Below are 15,330 nucleotides of genomic sequence, written 5' to 3' on the forward strand. Positions count from 1 at the left end.
CAGTGAGACAGCATTTTATAAAACTTGTATATGGAAATGCTGAACCGAAGCCAGAGATTCGGTCCAAGCCGATCTCTCATGCGCAAAGAATCCAAAATGTATGGAATAGCAGAAGGTACTATGATTTTGGTATCGAAAGGATTTTCAGGCTTTTTCTGGTAACTTCTAAGCTGCTATTTCCCGGGATCTATATTGATTACCTCTTTAGAAACTCTACCTATCAGACTCAAAAAGTTGCGGGAGAAGTGTTCGTATTGTTTAAGACAGCGATGCCCTTTTTTATGCTGTACTTTCAACTATGGCATCACAACTGGCTATACATTATTAACATGTATCTGCTCTTAGAAACGTATCTATATATCTTCTATAAGATATTTGTTCCGGAACACAACCATCAAAGGACGCACAAACGATCCTTGCTTTTACTTTTTCTCAATTTCATTGAAGTAATAGGATCTTTTGGGGTTATTTATGCGGCTGGGGATTTTCTCAGTCATCCAGTTGCGAATTGGATTGACGCATTATATTTCAGTTTTGTAACTGGTGCTACTGTTGGATACGGGGACCTCTATCCCACAACCTCCGCAGGCAAACAGATTGTGATTCTTCAAATAATAAGTACAATGGCATTTTTGATCTTATTCTTTAATTTTTTCACCCCTCGGGCAGGGGATGCCGAAGAATTGATTGATTAATAAATTCGATTATCTTTTCTGTCTCTCCAGGTTTAAACCACTTTATATCCTCGTGCCTTTTGAACCAAGTAAGTTGACGCTTTGCGAACCTTCGGGTATTCTGCTTTATTTTATCAACCGCTTTTTCCATAGAAATGTTCCCTTCCAGATATTCGAAAAGTTCTGAGTAACCTACTGTATTTAATGCATTTAGATTTCTACTGGGTAATAGGGCATTAACCTCTTGAAGTAGTCCATTCTCTAACATTATATCAACCCTGTGGTTAATACGTTCATAAAGTTCGTCGCGTTTAATGTCAAGCCCGATTTTAATTATATGAAAGGGGCGGGGATTAATCTTTTTGATACGATAAGATGAAAATGGCTTGCCTGTAGTGTCATATACTTCCAGGGCTCTGATCAATCGTTGCGGATTACTTTTATCTACTTCCCGATAATATTCTGGATCTACGCCGTTTAAAGCTTCTTGTAGTGCCGCAATACCTTCCTCAGCAAAAACCTTGTTCCACTTTTCCCTCACCCCATCCGCGGCTTTAGGTATATCATCAAACCCTTCGCAGACAGCTTGAATATACAGACCTGACCCACCTACTAAAATGGCAGCATCATGTTCCTTAAAAAGTTTTTCTAACAAGAGATTAGCCTGTCTTTCGAAGTCGCCCACACTGAAAGGCGAATCGATGCTGTGCGAGTTGATGAAATGATGCTTTACTGTTTGCAACTCTTGCTCTGAAGGTTTGGCAGTACCGATTGATGTCTCTTTAAAAAACTGGCGTGAATCAGCAGATATGATTTCAGTATGATAATGCTGAGCCAATTTAATAGCAAGATCTGTTTTACCGATGGCTGTTGGCCCGACAATAACAATCAGCGTTTTATTGGACCAGACCATCAGAGAATATAGAAAGATTTATTTTCAAAGGCTGGCTTAAAAATCGTCTTTCTGAAGATCCTCTTCATCGAACCCTTCATTGGAAAATTCATCAGCCTCCTCTTCTTCATCTTCTTCTGCGCCGTCAGAGATACCCAGATCGCTCATGTTTGATAGTTCTTCAGGATCAGTGGTGTTATATTCCATCTCATTTAAGAAGTCGAAATCTTCGGAGCCAGGAACCGATACTGGAGGGACAAGACCTGTTCCTGCGAGACGAGGCACCTCTCCAGAACTTCGTACTACATAAGGATACGTTTTACCAGGCTCATCATTTAATAATATTTTGATCAGCTCAATATGAAAGTCGAACGGCCGCTCGAAGTTATAGGTGTAATAAAATTTCTGGTGCGGATCATCAATAAATGCACTCAGTTTCGAGTTACTCATCAGAACCACACCATTATTTACTTTTCGTTCACTTGGCAAAAAGCTTATTTCCTGCCCCTTGATCCAATGGTCATTGCTAACATAAAATGAAGACGAAACTTCTGGGTTATATTTTGTTGACTGATGAATCGCGTGATGCAGATCTTCAAAGGTTTGATTTGACTTTATGTCAATTTCGCGAACCACATCGTCGTAATCTTCAAAAGAAACTTTAAATCTGTAAATGGCCATTTCCTGCGTTTATTCTATAAAAACATGCGAAATTACTGTTTCGAAAAATCGAATAACGATTATATTTCAATAAAGTTTTAATTCTGCTTATTTAGAGGAGGTTACGGGAACAAGCCCCAACTCACCGCCCTTTTTAAGCATAAAAATCAAGGCTTCATGGCGAGAGTTCTTAATTTCACCCTCTAATATTGCTTCCCGGATCTGGTTCTTAATGATACCAACCTCTTTACCTTCCCTAATTCCAAAAGCATTCATTATGTCCACTCCGCTTACAGGAGGTTGCCAGTTACGTATCTGGTCCTGTTCTTCAACGTCTTTCAGTTTTTGCTTAACCAGTTCAAAGTTCCTTCGGTATTTTTTAACCTTGAAATCGTTCTTGGTTGTGACATCGGCGTGGCAAAGAAGCATTAGACTATCTATGTCGTCGCCTGCTTCAAAAAGTAACCGTCGAACCGCGGAATCGCTTACAATGTCCTTTGCCAGAACAATAGGTCTCAAATGTAAGGCCACGAGCTTCTGTACGAGTTTCATTTTCTCATTTAAAGGAAGCTTTAGTTGAGCAAATATTTTTGGTACCATTCGGGCTCCCTTATCTTCATGGCCATGGAACGTCCAACCGATTCCCTTTTCGAAACGTTTAGTTGCAGGCTTGGCGATATCATGAAGAATAGCTGCCCAACGCAACCATAAATCAGTAGTATGCTCGGATATATTATCCAGCACCTGAAGGGTATGGTAAAAATTGTCTTTGTGACTGTGCCCATCAATAACATCAACACCATACAGCGCCACCATCTGCGGGAAGAATTGATGCAGAAGCCCGGTGTCAAATAGATGCTTGAACCCTACAGACGGCTTTTGTGCTAATATTATTTTATTTAATTCATCAGTGATCCGCTCTGCGGATACTATTTTTATCCGTTCACTATTCTGTTTAATAGCCTTTAACGCTGATTCATCAATACTAAAATGAAGTTGGGTAGCAAAGCGGATGGCTCTGAGCATCCGCAGTGGATCATCGGAAAAGGTCTCTGCGGGATCCAGCGGAGTGCGGATGATTTTTTGATCCAGATCATCGATTCCATTGAATGGGTCAACAAGCTGGCCGAAGCTTTCTGAGTTCAGAGAAAGCGCCATTGCATTAATCGTAAAATCCCTCCGTAGCTGATCGTCCTGTAAAGTGCCATTCTCTACAATTGGCTTTCGGGAATCCGACCGGTAAGACTCTTTTCGGGCGCCCACGAACTCTATCTCCAGTTGTCCGTGTCTGAGCATTGCGGTTCCGAAGCTTTTGAAGATGGACACTTTACTTTGAAGTACTGTTCCGGCAGCTTCGGCAAACTCAATCCCATTTCCAATTACCAGGATATCGATGTCTTTAGACGCGCGTTTCAAAAATATGTCACGAACAAAGCCGCCGATCACATAGATTTCCGTCTGGGTTTCTTCGGCGAGTTTTGAAAGTTGTTTAAAGAGTGGATTTTGTAAGTGTGCTTTCATAAGGCCTCGGCCTCTCTTAAAGAAAAGGAATTGGAATGCCCAAAGGACAGGATATTCTGGGGATTTTTCAAGTAATCTTTCAAATGACTTAAATAAGGTCAATACATGGCGTTATTTTCTAAGGAAAACAAAACGTCCATCCGGTTCTAATTTCATTATAGTTGATGGCCTTTTGACACTCGGATCATCCTGTTTCCAGTTAACCACCAAGTCGACACCCTCAATTATTTCTTCACTGATCTCATGAAAATTGGCTGGCGATGGCTGTCCGCTCAAGTTAGCCGAAGTGGAGATAATTGGCTTTTTGAAGCGCTGTATCAACTGTTTACTAAAATCGTCGTGAGTAATACGAATGCCGATGGAGCCATCTTGTCCAATTGTATTTGGTGCGAGATTTTTAGCTCCCGAATAAATGATAGTCAATGGATGTTCCGCATATTCAATCAAGTCATAGGCGATATCCGGCACCTCGCGCACATAGGAAGGAAGTTTACTCTCTGTGTCTAAAAGTACGATCATGCTTTTAGCCTCATTACGACCTTTTAGTTTAAATATCTTATCAACCGCTTCCTGGTTGCACGCATCGCAGCCAATGCCCCAGATTGTATCGGTCGGATAGAGAATAATTCCGCCTTCCTTCAATACGATGAGCGCTTTTTCAACTTCTTCTTTAAGCATTACGTTTTATTCTTTGGTAGATATTCATCAGTTTGATCGCTATCACTTGATCGTCGAATCGTTTGATATATTGTGAGCCCGAACTCACCATTTGTTCTCGTTTGATTGGATCATTTAATATCATATTCATTGCACCAGATAACGCTTTCTCATCATCCGGATTGACATATATACTTTGCGGACCGCCAGCTTCCTCAAGGCAAGAACCGGTAGCAGCTATCACAGGTATCTGGCAGTGCAGTGCTTCCACTATCGGAATACCAAAACCTTCAAACCTCGAAGGGTAAACGAACATCGCTGCCTGTCGGTAAATTGGAGGTAAATCTTGCAGGGGCACGTTTCTATAAAAATGTACCCGGGTGCTCAAGTCGTTTTCTTCTATGTACTGTTTGATGATCTTTGAATAAGCCGTTTCTTTCCCAATTACTACTAAATGGATAGCTGCCCGGATGTATTTCAGCGCTTTGACTATAAGTAATAAATTTTTCCGCGATTCTATGGTGCCCACGTTCAACAGATACTGTTCTGGAAGATTATACTCTAGTTTGATCTTTTGCAGTTTCTCCGTCGAAATGTCTTGTCGAAATACTTCGTGGCAGTTCTGGTAGATAACGTCTATCCGACTTTCCGGGATCTTGAATAAATTGACGATATCCCGTTTGGTTTGTTCGCTTATTGCGATAATATGATCAGCATTCCTGCAAGCATATTTAACCTTAAATTTATACATCTGGCGATCTAACCAGGGATAATAATGTGGATACCTTAAAAAGATCAAGTCGTGAATGGTAACCACGGTTGGGATACCTGCTTTTTTAATTCCAAAAGGAATTTCATTACTCAGGCCGTGATAAACATCTATTCCGTCGTTTTTTAAATCCTTTGAAATCCCAAAGCTTCTCCAAAAAGTTTTAAGTACGGAGTTTTGCGGATGGCGAAACCATACAGATGGCAGACTTTTAAAATAACCGACTCGTTGCTCATCAGGTTCTCGTGGTGAATACACCATGTATTGATTGACGGGAAAGTATCTAGCCATTATCTCGATAATATAACGGCTGTAATTTCCAAGCCCAGTGAAATTTTGAGCGGCGCGCTTTCCATCAAATCCAATGATCATGGCATCGGAACTTTCCGGTTTCATCCCCTAAGCGATTAGCTTAAACTGCCACGTTATTTTCGCGCAGTGCGTCATTCAGGGACGTTTTCTTATCAGTTGACTCTTTCCGCTGACCAATAATTAAAGCACATGGAACCTGGAAGTCACCGGCAGGGAATTTCTTGGTATAAGAGCCTGGAATGACTACCGAACGTGCCGGTACGACTCCTTTATATTCAATAGGCTCTTCACCTGAAACATCAATAATTTTAGTGGAAGCGGTTAATACAACGTTAGCACCTAAAACAGCTTCCTGCTCAACACGAACCCCTTCAACAACGATGGCCCTGGAACCAATGAAGCAGTTATCTTCAATAATCACAGGAGAAGCCTGAATGGGTTCAAGAACACCGCCAATCCCGACGCCGCCGCTTAAGTGGACATGCTTGCCTATCTGAGCGCAGGAACCAACCGTTGCCCAAGTATCAACCATGGTGCCTTCACCTACATAGGCGCCAATATTAACATAAGATGGCATCAGTATAACGCCAGGCGCTAAGTAGGAGCCATAGCGAGCCAAACCATGCGGAACCACACGAACGCCAGCGTCTTTGAAGTTGGTTTTCAGTTTCATCTTATCATGGAAAACAAATGGGCCAGCCTTAATTTCTTTCATCTCGCGAATCTGAAAGTATAGTATAACTGCTTTTTTAACCCATTCATTCACATGCCAGCGCGTCCCAATTGGCTCTGCAGCGCGAAGTGTTCCCAGGTCGAGATTATGTATAACCCGTTCGATAGCATCCCGGTACTCTTTAAAAGTAATAACCGTACGGTCATCCCAGGCATCTTCTATAAGTTTCTTTAGTTCCGTCGTCATAATTTATATTCTGAACAAATTAAAGGATTTTCCGGCAGTTATTACACCGAACCTGATTAGTTATGTAAATTTGAGCCTAATGGCAGAAGCGGAAAAATTACGAGTAGATAAGTATTTATGGGCCATTAGAGCCTTCAAGACCCGAAGTGTGGCAACGGAAGCGTGTAAAGCAGGTCGCGTTAAAATAAATGGGCAAAATACAAAGCCGTCACATATTGTGAAAATTGGTGAGGTGTATTCAGTTCAGAAAGGTCCGCAAAAAAAAGTAATTAAAGTTTCCGGATTACTTGAGCGTCGGGTAGATGCGAAAACAGCTATTAATTTTTACGAAGATCTTACTCCGGAGGAAGAAACACACGCTTACAAATCAGCTTTCCTTTCACCTAATCTCGCCCGCGATAGGGGAGCCGGACGACCTACCAAAAAAGACCGGCGCGAAATTGACGACCTGCAGGATGGATGGTTTGATGAAGATAATTAAGAAGTATTAGTAATTAAGAATAAAACATGTGCGATCGGCAGGATCAAGGCTGGCTAGTCCCGATTTATAATTTTGCCTTCTTAATTTGTTTCAGTTTCTTATTCTTAGCTACCATCTCCTGCATCTGTTTTGCATTGGTAATAGCTGAGCAGCCGATATCATTATTGAAATAGATAAACGCTTGTTTCACTTTTCCAGCCGATTTGATTTCCTCTATGAATGTCTTTAATACTTCTTTACCATACTCCGATTTATACAATTCGGGCACTCCGTGAAAACGGTAGTATAACAGTGCGTTATTCTGGATAACATCCTCAGGTAATTGCGGATGACTCATCCCGCAAAATGTAATATTATTTTTTGCTAGCTTTTCGTACACTTCAGCCACCCACCAACTCAGGTGACGAAACTCCAACACATTGTTGAAGTTTGGGTCTAGACTATCAATAATTCTTTCAAGACGTTCAGTGGTGAAAGCGGTGCGCGGCGGAAGCTGGAATAATATACAACCAAGTTTCTCTTTAAGTCCGTCCGAAATTACCGAATAGAAATCGCTCAATTGCTGATCCGCATTATGAAACTGCTTATAATGCGTGATGAGTCTGGGAGCTTTTATAGCGAATACAAAGTCGCAAGGACTTCTCTTATGCCAACTTTCTAAGAATGTCAGTTTGGGGAATCGGTAAAATGTGGAATTCAGCTCAACTGTGTTGAAATACCCACAGTAAAACTCAAACCATTTGCTTTGGGCAAGATCACTGGGATAAAAGAACCCTTTCCAGTGCTTATAGTGAAAGCCTGAGCATCCTGTCTTCCATGATATCATAGCAATAGATGTTATGACACAACAAATATTAAAGAATGTTGATTTAAGATTAAGCTTTTCTTTTTAAATTGAATACAGCTATTTCGGCTCTTGAACCAAATCTGATAGGCAGCGCCGTAGTGCCGATTCCTTTCGACACGTAAAGGTGCGGAATATTATCCCGATACCAGCCGCTGGTATATCTGCCGCTGCCCTCGGGCTTGTAGGGGGCATAACCCAAAATTCTAATTTGTCCACCGTGGGTATGACCAGACAACACACAGTCAATAGAGATGTCACCCAGTTGCTCCACTATCGTATCTCTATGTTGCGGGCAATGTGTTAGAACGATGTGGTGATCAGCTGGAGTATATTTTTTCATTGCCAGAGGAAAGTCGGGTTTGCCTTCCACCAGGTCATCTATTCCCGTTATAGAGACGGTATTATCGCCGAGGGTGTAAATCTTTGAATCGTTGATCAAAAGATCAGTGTTATGACGTTGGTATATTTCTTTGAGTTTTACGAGGTCGATGCCCTGCTTATATTCGCGATTTCCTAAAATTGCCACTTTTTTTATTCCCTGGTCAAATAGATCCAGGTAACTATCAAAGAGATCCATTTTGCTACCCCGGTCGACAGAATCACCGGTAAACAACAAAAGATCCGGATTTATTTTGTTGATCTTCTTAGCAAGTTGTTTATGCTGTAATTTTATCGCCTTAAGGTGAAGATCTGATATTTGTATCACCCTTAAGTTTTTGGTATTACTGGTCGCATCACCCAGAAAAAATTCATTCGTTTCAATAAAATACTGCTCAAGCCAGCAAGCATCCAGAACAAACGTAGCTGTGAGTAGTGTAAATGCATCAATAACAAATTTTCTTCTGGATATCTTCTTCATTTTTTAATTAATCGGTCTATAACCAGGATGCCGTTCTGAGATCAGTATTCAATCTTCAAATCAGAGGCAGTCCATTGTTTAAAGACCTGCTGCGCTTCTTCCCGAAGTAATTGAACGACAGGAAGCCTCCTTTTATTCATCGCCAGGTCAATTTCATCATAAATAAACTGGTCGTCAAATCCTATATCAGCTGCATCTTTTTTGGAATTAGCATAATATATCAACTCAATACGCGACCAATAAATTGCACCCAGGCACATCGGGCATGGTTCACAACTGGTATAAATAACACATCCTGAAAGGTCATAAGTCTTTAGCTTACGGCAGGCTTTTCTAATAGCAGCAATTTCGGCATGAGCAGTCGGGTCATTAGTTGTAGTCACGGTATTAGCGCTTTTTGCTATCAGTTTTCCATCTTTAACAATAACTGCCCCAAAAGGTCCGCCTAAAGATTTCTTTACATTTTGCTCTGAAAGGCTGATAGCCATTTTCATGAATCTTTCGTTTTCTTTTTGCTGCTTCATAAGCTTTTCAAAGGTGAAGAATATGCTTTTAACAAGAAACCCCGGCTTAAGCCAGGGTTGTACTTTATAAACTCGATTAATGTTATTTCTTTTCCTTTTTAAATTCAGCATTTAAGCCTGATACTACCTCTTTAGTTACATCAAGACTCTCGTCGGCGAATAATACCGTTGGATTAGATTTCGAATAGGTTAGTACCATTTTATATCCTTTAGCTTTTGCATGCTTTTTCAAAAATTCAGAAACTTTATTGTAAAGCTTTTCATTTTCAGCTGCTTCTTCGTTTGCTAAAGCATTACCCGCATTCTGATTGAATGTTTGCAATTCCTGCTGCTTGCGGGCTAAACGCTCTTCGGTTGTTGCACGTTGTTCAGCGCTCAAATTAGCAGCGTTTTGTTGATAAGCAGCAACCTCACGCTGAAATGCAGTTCCTTTTGCAGTTAAATCTGATTGGGCTTTTTTAGATTTAGTCTGAAATTTATCTTTAATAGTTTTAAAGTACTCGTAATTGTTCAATAATGAATCCGAATTAACGTAAACGATTAACTCAGCTTTTTTCTCTGTGGAAGCGGTGGTAGCTGCGGCTTTAGGCTGCTCTTTATTACAGGAGATCACCACGGCTGCCAATACTATTGCGGCAGTAAATTTGGTCAGGGTTGCCAATATTTTTTTCATGTTTTTTAAAAATTTAGGCAAATATAAACTTTCAGGCTAAGTATCCCAATCATTTAACTTTCGTTAACAAAAAGGATATATGTTGCACCTTATTTTATCCACATTCCTTCGAAATACGGCTTAAAATCGTTATTTTTGATACTTTGTTGGTAAATAAAATATGAGCATAGAAACAGAAGACAGATCTAATTATTCAGCGGATAATATACAGGTTTTAGAAGGACTGGAAGCAGTTAGAAAACGCCCTTCTATGTACATTGGAGATACAGGTTTTAAAGGTTTGCATCACCTGGTATACGAGGTCGTAGATAATTCAATTGATGAGGCACTCGCCGGTTACTGTTCAGATATTAAAGTAACTATTCATAAAAACAATTCAATTACAGTTGAGGATAATGGCCGTGGTATTCCTACGGCGATGCATACGAAAGAAAAGAAGTCAGCTCTTGAAGTAGTAATGACAGTTTTGCATGCTGGTGGTAAATTCGATAAGGATACCTACAAGGTTTCGGGTGGTCTGCACGGTGTAGGTGTGAGTTGCGTAAATGCGTTATCCATCCATCTGAAGGCGGTTGTTCATCGCGATGGACAGATATTCACTCAGGAATATTCTTGCGGTAAACCGTTGTTTGACGTCAAGGTTATCGGCGAAACCAAACGTACGGGAACAATTGTTACGTTTCTTCCGGATGACAGTATTTTTAGCCTTACAACCGAATATAAATTTGACACACTTGCAGCCAGGCTTAGGGAGTTAGCATTTTTAAATAAAGGAATTCGTTTATCTCTTCAGGATGAACGTGAAATTCTGGAAGACGGAACTCTTTTAAGCGAAGAATTCCATTCAGAAGGTGGTTTAAAGGAATTTGTCAAATATCTTGATGGCACCCGTACAGCCATAATTCCTGAGCCGATATACGTAGAAGGAATTAAGCAGGGAATACCGGTTGAGATGGCTCTGCAGTATAATGACACTTATGCTGAGAATGTTCATTCATACGTAAATAATATCAATACCCACGAAGGTGGAACACACGTGGCGGGTTTTCGCCGTGGTTTAACACGTACTTTAAAAGCTTATGCCGAAAAGTCTGGTTTGTTAAAGAACATGAAGATTGAGATTACCGGTGATGACTTTCGAGAAGGATTAACCGCGGTAATTTCTGTTAAAGTTCAGGAACCTCAGTTTGAAGGGCAGACCAAAACTAAGCTGGGAAATAACGAGGTGATGGGAGCGGTTGATATCGCTGTTGGTGAAATATTGGGTAACTTTTTAGAAGAAAATCCCAAAGAAGCCCGCCTGATCGTGAATAAAGTTATACTTGCAGCGACTGCACGCGCAGCTGCGCGTAAGGCTCGGGAAATGGTTCAGCGAAAGAGTGTGATGGGCGGTTCAGGCTTACCCGGTAAACTGGCTGATTGTGCCAACAATGATCCAGCTGCTTGTGAACTTTACCTTGTGGAGGGAGATTCTGCGGGTGGTACGGCTAAACAAGGACGCGACCGGAACTTTCAGGCTATCCTACCATTAAAGGGTAAGATTCTGAACGTTGAAAAAGCGATGGAACATAAGATCTACGAGAACGACGAGATCAAGAATATGTTTACAGCCATGGGAGTCAGCATCGGTACGCCGGAAGACGACAAAGGACTAAACATGGATAAACTGCGCTATCACCGCATTATCATCATGACGGATGCGGATGTCGACGGATCGCACATTACCACGCTTATCCTGACATTCTTTTTCCGTTACATGAAGGAATTAATTGAGAATGGATACATCTACATTGCCGCTCCGCCATTGTATCTTGTTAAAAAGGGTAAAGAGTTTGAATATGCATGGACAGATGAGCAGCGTGATATTGCTGTTCAACGTTTAAAAGGCACCGGTAAAGAGGACAGTGTGCATATACAACGTTACAAAGGTTTAGGTGAGATGAACGCCGAACAACTTTGGGAAACTACTTTAAATCCAGAGACCAGAACTTTAAGGAAAGTGACTATCGACAATGCAGCTGAATGTGATCATATTTTCTCAATGCTTATGGGCGACGAAGTTGCACCAAGAAGAGAGTTTATCGAACGTAATGCAAAGTATGCCCGTATAGACATTTAAGGTTCCATCATAGATTTTATAACACAAAAAGGAATTGTCTTTTAAGGAACAGTTCCTTTTTTTATGGGGTTAAATAGGCAGAAATAGTTAGGAGCAAGGTAGCTTCAAGCCGGCTCTCAAGTGCCGTCCGGAGTATAGCGAAGATATACTACTGCACTAACTTCTTTGGTTGAACGGATTATAAGCTGATGTTTTTTTTTGCCGTCAGTAATGATCAAATCAGAGGTGTTAGGTGGTACTAAACCCAGATTCTCTGCATAGAGGATAATTTCATTCAATTCCGAATTTTCATGAAGCCGGAAAGTCTGCTTGTATGGTTTTTTAAAGATTCCGATTTTATGAGCGAGTGGCCGGCGGTTTAGGTAGATTGATACGGTATCGAAATCTTCTCTCATATAATCGCGAATTTCAAATTTTATAACCGGGCTACTTACATTAATTGTAATGGGCTTGGCCAGTTCGGTATTCAGAAAGGTCATTTTGCTCGATTGATCAGCTGCTATGGCTTTTAGTATTTCGCCCGGAATCGGCTCAATCCCGTCAGGGTCATTAGGATTATGTCTGCGCAGGTATACTTTACCGGGTAGACAGGGAGATTGGTCTACAAGTGAACCGTCCCAGCTACCGGTTAAAAACTCAACTGTGTCTTTCTTGCTGAATTCGAGCCCCATAAATTTAACGCAGAGTCGCCAATGATCGTCAGGCATTTTTTCTCTGATTATAACCAGCTCCGTCAGGTTACTTCTGGTTTGGTTAACTGTGCCTATAAAGTCAAGTACACCATCGAAAATAACAGGTTCTTCGTTCCGGTAAATATATGCGGTTCCAGAAATCCGGTCGCCCGTATGATCTTCAATATGAAGCGTATAACCGGAATTTAAAGAGCCCGGTGCTGTTATATAGCCCTGCCATATTCCTTTATAATTAACCTGCGCCCAGGCATTGACTCCTGGCAGCGCGAGAATTAAGACGGCATAGCTATAAGTCAGTAATTTTAAAGGTAAATAATGGGCCATTTACTATTGATTTCTTCTGGGCTTATACTTTAAATATACAGCCGCTGTCTTTTGCTTATCAGATACGATCATCACCCGATGAGACTCGTTTCCATCAATTATCAGCAGTTCTGATGTATTGGGTGGAATCTCACCGAGGTTTTCGGCGTAAAGTAAGAGTTCGTGCGTTTCAAATTTGGGATTAAGGGTAAAATTTATGATTGTAGCCCTCTTTGAAATCCATATATTTTTAGCCAGAACCGATCTGTTGAGGTAGACAGATACCGTATCATTATCAACTTTTAAATAGTCAATCAGTTGCAGTTTAAGATGTTTATTGCGCACCTGGATCTCGGTCACCTTCTTAGCTTCAGTTTCCATAAATGGCGTTTTGAAGTCCGGAAGCGTCGTTTCATTTTTTATACTGGCGGTAGGCTGGGCAGTAATAACCGAATCACGGTTCTCATACAGGAACTGATTTAATCCCTCAACAGTTCTTGACAGTATTACTCTGCCCGGAATACAATCTTCGTATGGCCTGTCTTTGCTCACGCCATTCCAATTACCTTCAAGGTATTCGTGATTTTTTTCTTTGCGATAAGCAACATTGATGTTCTTAATACAGGCTACCCAATTCCACGGTACCTTGTCTACCCGAATCCAATCCCGACTCTCACTCAGGCGTATGGTGTCTTTATCAATAAAACCCGACAGTCCGATTCGGATTTCCACCGAATCTTTCATATAGGCATAAGAATCACCCCATATATTTTTCTTTTGAGTCAAATCAAGTTCAAAATCATATAATTCGCTGTAGCCGCCGGGTTGTTGGGTAATCTTACCATACCATTTACCGCTTATGTTTTGAGCAAGTGCTGCGGGGATGCAGCAACATGAAAGAAGGAGGTATAAAAGCGTTTTCATGGTAAGCGATTATATAATCAAGTTAATGATTTATAACCGCTTTATGAATAGCTAATTACAGGGATAATTTAAGAATTAATTTATTGTAGTCTATAATCGCGTTGTACTGAAAAAGGATATCTCCGCCAAGCACGCCGATTACAGAAGGTAATTCAAGATTCTCATACGCAAGGCTAATGGAGGAAAGGTCCAGTACGGCTGCTTCGAAATTCTCCAGCTTTAATTTCCCGATATTCAAAGCAGGGAGATGGAGTGTATAACTTTCCATGGTATTAGTTCCCAAGCCGGTTGAAAGTTTGTCCGACGTAAGGAGATCGTCTGCCGCAATATGGTTCTCCACACTGGCTTTGTCGAGTACTGTCTTTGAAGCCCCCGTATCCAATACGACGTTGAAGGGATGGCCAAAAACAACAACTTCCACCAAAAGGTGGAAGCCGTCGTTTTGAAGATTAATAAGTTGTAACGGAATTTTAAAGGTTTTCATAAAAGCCGTTTCAAATTAAAGGTTATACCAGGCTCATATCGTGCAACACCTGGTTCATATTCCGAACGGCATCAGCGCTTTTATTGAATTCAGCTTGTTCGGCATCAGTTAGTTGAAAGTTGACGATCTTTTCCCAACCATTTTTGCCAAGAATTACCGGAACAACCAATGATACATCACTCTGACCGTATTCGCCATCCAGCGCTACACCACAGGAGATTAATTTCTTTTGATCTCTAACTATGCTTTCAACCATAAAAGCGGTACCAGCGCCCGGGGCGTACCAAGCAGATGTACCGATCAGCTTGGTAAGCGTAGCACCACCTACCATCGTTGCGGCAACAACTTTATCTTGTTGTTCTTTGCTTAATAATTGGGTTACCGGGATGCTGTTCCATGTAGCATGATTAATCAACGGGATCATTGTGGTATCGCCGTGACCGCCGATAACTACCGCGTTTAAATCAGCCGGAGAGCAATTCAACTCCTGACTTAAATAATATTTGAAACGTGCAGAATCTAAAGCACCACCCATGCCAATTACACGGTTTTTAGGCAGACCTGAAGATTTTAACGTTAAGTAATTCATTGTATCCATCGGGTTTGAGACTACAATGATGATGGTGTTCGGAGAATATTTTAAGATATTGTCGGTAACACTTTTTACAATGCCTGCATTTGTGCCGATCAATTCTTCACGGGTCATACCCGGTTTGCGGGGTAATCCAGATGTAATCACAACTACTTCCGAGTCAGCCGTTGCTGCGTAATCATTTGTAACTCCTTTTATACGAGTGTCAAATTCCAGCAAAGCTGCGGTCTGCATCATGTCAATCGCTTTACCTTCAGCAAAGCCTTCTTTGATATCCAACAAAATAAGCTCTTCAGCTAATTCTTTCCTGGCGATATTATCTGCACAGGTTGCACCTACAGCTCCGGCGCCAACAACGGTAATTTTCATGATTAATTCGTTTTTTGGGGTATGAAATTAAACTAGCCGAAGATAGATATTCTAAAGGA

Annotated in this window: 17 protein-coding genes; 3 read left to right on the forward strand and 14 right to left on the reverse strand. The window is 41.0% G+C overall.

The features are described 5' to 3' along the window. Positions 1-2: 2 nt before the first annotated feature. The gene (locus tag AC1MCB_RS01225) at positions 3-695 is read left to right on the forward strand and encodes a potassium channel family protein (RefSeq protein ID WP_479966921.1); all 693 of its coding nucleotides are present in this window, start codon (positions 3-5) and stop codon (positions 693-695) included. Here the strand turns inward: AC1MCB_RS01225 and miaA are convergent. The 6 genes from miaA to AC1MCB_RS01255 all read right to left on the reverse strand — a co-directional run bounded on the left by miaA (position 655) and on the right by AC1MCB_RS01255 (position 6,404). After that, positions 655-1,587, reverse strand: coding sequence for a tRNA (adenosine(37)-N6)-dimethylallyltransferase MiaA (gene miaA, locus AC1MCB_RS01230; protein WP_479966922.1), 933 nt, complete (start codon positions 1,585-1,587; stop codon positions 655-657). The two genes, AC1MCB_RS01225 and miaA, sit on opposite strands and share 41 nt — an antisense overlap. Positions 1,588-1,623: 36 nt before the next feature. Then, the gene (locus AC1MCB_RS01235; RefSeq protein ID WP_479966923.1) at positions 1,624-2,247 is read right to left on the reverse strand and encodes an IS1096 element passenger TnpR family protein; all 624 of its coding nucleotides are present in this window, start codon (positions 2,245-2,247) and stop codon (positions 1,624-1,626) included. An 87-nt stretch (positions 2,248-2,334) separates the two neighbouring features. Then, positions 2,335-3,747 carry a CCA tRNA nucleotidyltransferase gene (locus AC1MCB_RS01240; RefSeq protein ID WP_479966924.1) on the reverse strand — a complete coding sequence of 471 codons (1,413 nt, stop codon included), beginning with the start codon at positions 3,745-3,747 and terminating at the stop codon, positions 2,335-2,337. A gap of 111 nt (positions 3,748-3,858) precedes the next feature. Then, positions 3,859-4,425, reverse strand: a complete 567-nt coding sequence (locus AC1MCB_RS01245; protein WP_479966925.1) for an L-threonylcarbamoyladenylate synthase — start codon at positions 4,423-4,425, stop codon at positions 3,859-3,861. Beyond that, complete coding sequence (locus AC1MCB_RS01250) at positions 4,418-5,569, reverse strand: glycosyltransferase family 4 protein (protein WP_479966926.1); 1,152 nt, start codon at positions 5,567-5,569, stop codon at positions 4,418-4,420. The genes AC1MCB_RS01245 and AC1MCB_RS01250 overlap by 8 nt, the downstream gene beginning before the upstream one ends. 16 nt (positions 5,570-5,585) lie before the next feature. Continuing rightward, the gene (locus AC1MCB_RS01255) at positions 5,586-6,404 is read right to left on the reverse strand and encodes a 2,3,4,5-tetrahydropyridine-2,6-dicarboxylate N-succinyltransferase (protein ID WP_479966927.1); all 819 of its coding nucleotides are present in this window, start codon (positions 6,402-6,404) and stop codon (positions 5,586-5,588) included. A gap of 79 nt (positions 6,405-6,483) precedes the next feature. Here AC1MCB_RS01255 and AC1MCB_RS01260 point away from each other — a divergent pair, with 79 nt between their 5' ends. Beyond that, positions 6,484-6,885 carry an RNA-binding S4 domain-containing protein gene (locus AC1MCB_RS01260; RefSeq protein ID WP_479966928.1) on the forward strand — a complete coding sequence of 134 codons (402 nt, stop codon included), beginning with the start codon at positions 6,484-6,486 and terminating at the stop codon, positions 6,883-6,885. A 64-nt stretch (positions 6,886-6,949) separates the two neighbouring features. Here the strand turns inward: AC1MCB_RS01260 and AC1MCB_RS01265 are convergent, their stop codons facing one another. The 4 genes from AC1MCB_RS01265 to AC1MCB_RS01280 form a co-directional block, all read right to left on the reverse strand. After that, the gene (locus AC1MCB_RS01265; RefSeq protein ID WP_479966929.1) at positions 6,950-7,711 is read right to left on the reverse strand and encodes a DUF72 domain-containing protein; all 762 of its coding nucleotides are present in this window, start codon (positions 7,709-7,711) and stop codon (positions 6,950-6,952) included. Positions 7,712-7,760: 49 nt separating this feature from the next. After that, positions 7,761-8,591 carry a metallophosphoesterase gene (locus AC1MCB_RS01270; RefSeq protein WP_479966930.1) on the reverse strand — a complete coding sequence of 277 codons (831 nt, stop codon included), beginning with the start codon at positions 8,589-8,591 and terminating at the stop codon, positions 7,761-7,763. A 41-nt stretch (positions 8,592-8,632) separates the two neighbouring features. Continuing rightward, on the reverse strand, positions 8,633-9,115 hold the full coding sequence (locus AC1MCB_RS01275) for a nucleoside deaminase (protein WP_479966931.1): 483 nt from the start codon (positions 9,113-9,115) through the stop codon (positions 8,633-8,635). 82 nt (positions 9,116-9,197) lie between these two features. Then, complete coding sequence (locus AC1MCB_RS01280; protein WP_479966932.1) at positions 9,198-9,788, reverse strand: OmpH/Skp family outer membrane protein; 591 nt, start codon at positions 9,786-9,788, stop codon at positions 9,198-9,200. Between the two features lie 160 nt (positions 9,789-9,948). Here AC1MCB_RS01280 and gyrB point away from each other — a divergent pair, with 160 nt between their 5' ends. Beyond that, the gene (gyrB, locus tag AC1MCB_RS01285; RefSeq protein WP_479966933.1) at positions 9,949-11,907 is read left to right on the forward strand and encodes a DNA topoisomerase (ATP-hydrolyzing) subunit B; all 1,959 of its coding nucleotides are present in this window, start codon (positions 9,949-9,951) and stop codon (positions 11,905-11,907) included. Between the two features lie 116 nt (positions 11,908-12,023). Here the strand turns inward: gyrB and AC1MCB_RS01290 are convergent, their stop codons facing one another. The 4 genes from AC1MCB_RS01290 to mdh are packed head-to-tail and all read right to left on the reverse strand — an operon-like array spanning position 12,024 to position 15,271. Continuing rightward, positions 12,024-12,923 (reverse strand): hypothetical protein, encoded by a 900-nt coding sequence (locus tag AC1MCB_RS01290; protein ID WP_479966934.1) that lies wholly within the window; start codon positions 12,921-12,923, stop codon positions 12,024-12,026. 3 nt (positions 12,924-12,926) lie between these two features. Continuing rightward, a complete protein-coding gene (locus AC1MCB_RS01295) occupies positions 12,927-13,826 on the reverse strand; it encodes a hypothetical protein (RefSeq protein WP_479966935.1) in 900 nt (299 codons plus the stop codon). Between the two features lie 55 nt (positions 13,827-13,881). Beyond that, positions 13,882-14,310 (reverse strand): retropepsin-like aspartic protease, encoded by a 429-nt coding sequence (locus AC1MCB_RS01300; RefSeq protein ID WP_479966936.1) that lies wholly within the window; start codon positions 14,308-14,310, stop codon positions 13,882-13,884. 22 nt (positions 14,311-14,332) lie between these two features. Further along, the gene (mdh, locus tag AC1MCB_RS01305) at positions 14,333-15,271 is read right to left on the reverse strand and encodes a malate dehydrogenase (RefSeq protein WP_479966937.1); all 939 of its coding nucleotides are present in this window, start codon (positions 15,269-15,271) and stop codon (positions 14,333-14,335) included. Between the last annotated feature and the right edge of the window lie 59 nt (positions 15,272-15,330).

The organism is Daejeonella sp. AP26 (genome assembly GCF_056680515.1).

Coding starts and splice junctions, on each gene's coding strand:
- miaA (WP_479966922.1), bottom strand. CDS start 1,587: ATGGTCTGGTCCAATAAAACGCTGATTGTTATTGTCGGGCCAACAGCC.
- AC1MCB_RS01235 (WP_479966923.1), bottom strand. CDS start 2,247: ATGGCCATTTACAGATTTAAAGTTTCTTTTGAAGATTACGACGATGTG.
- AC1MCB_RS01240 (WP_479966924.1), bottom strand. CDS start 3,747: ATGAAAGCACACTTACAAAATCCACTCTTTAAACAACTTTCAAAACTC.
- AC1MCB_RS01245 (WP_479966925.1), bottom strand. CDS start 4,425: ATGCTTAAAGAAGAAGTTGAAAAAGCGCTCATCGTATTGAAGGAAGGC.
- AC1MCB_RS01250 (WP_479966926.1), bottom strand. CDS start 5,569: ATGAAACCGGAAAGTTCCGATGCCATGATCATTGGATTTGATGGAAAG.
- AC1MCB_RS01255 (WP_479966927.1), bottom strand. CDS start 6,404: ATGACGACGGAACTAAAGAAACTTATAGAAGATGCCTGGGATGACCGT.
- AC1MCB_RS01260 (WP_479966928.1), top strand. CDS start 6,484: ATGGCAGAAGCGGAAAAATTACGAGTAGATAAGTATTTATGGGCCATT.
- AC1MCB_RS01265 (WP_479966929.1), bottom strand. CDS start 7,711: ATGATATCATGGAAGACAGGATGCTCAGGCTTTCACTATAAGCACTGG.
- AC1MCB_RS01270 (WP_479966930.1), bottom strand. CDS start 8,591: ATGAAGAAGATATCCAGAAGAAAATTTGTTATTGATGCATTTACACTA.
- AC1MCB_RS01275 (WP_479966931.1), bottom strand. CDS start 9,115: ATGAAGCAGCAAAAAGAAAACGAAAGATTCATGAAAATGGCTATCAGC.
- AC1MCB_RS01280 (WP_479966932.1), bottom strand. CDS start 9,788: ATGAAAAAAATATTGGCAACCCTGACCAAATTTACTGCCGCAATAGTA.
- gyrB (WP_479966933.1), top strand. CDS start 9,949: ATGAGCATAGAAACAGAAGACAGATCTAATTATTCAGCGGATAATATA.
- AC1MCB_RS01290 (WP_479966934.1), bottom strand. CDS start 12,923: ATGGCCCATTATTTACCTTTAAAATTACTGACTTATAGCTATGCCGTC.
- AC1MCB_RS01295 (WP_479966935.1), bottom strand. CDS start 13,826: ATGAAAACGCTTTTATACCTCCTTCTTTCATGTTGCTGCATCCCCGCA.
- AC1MCB_RS01300 (WP_479966936.1), bottom strand. CDS start 14,310: ATGAAAACCTTTAAAATTCCGTTACAACTTATTAATCTTCAAAACGAC.
- mdh (WP_479966937.1), bottom strand. CDS start 15,271: ATGAAAATTACCGTTGTTGGCGCCGGAGCTGTAGGTGCAACCTGTGCA.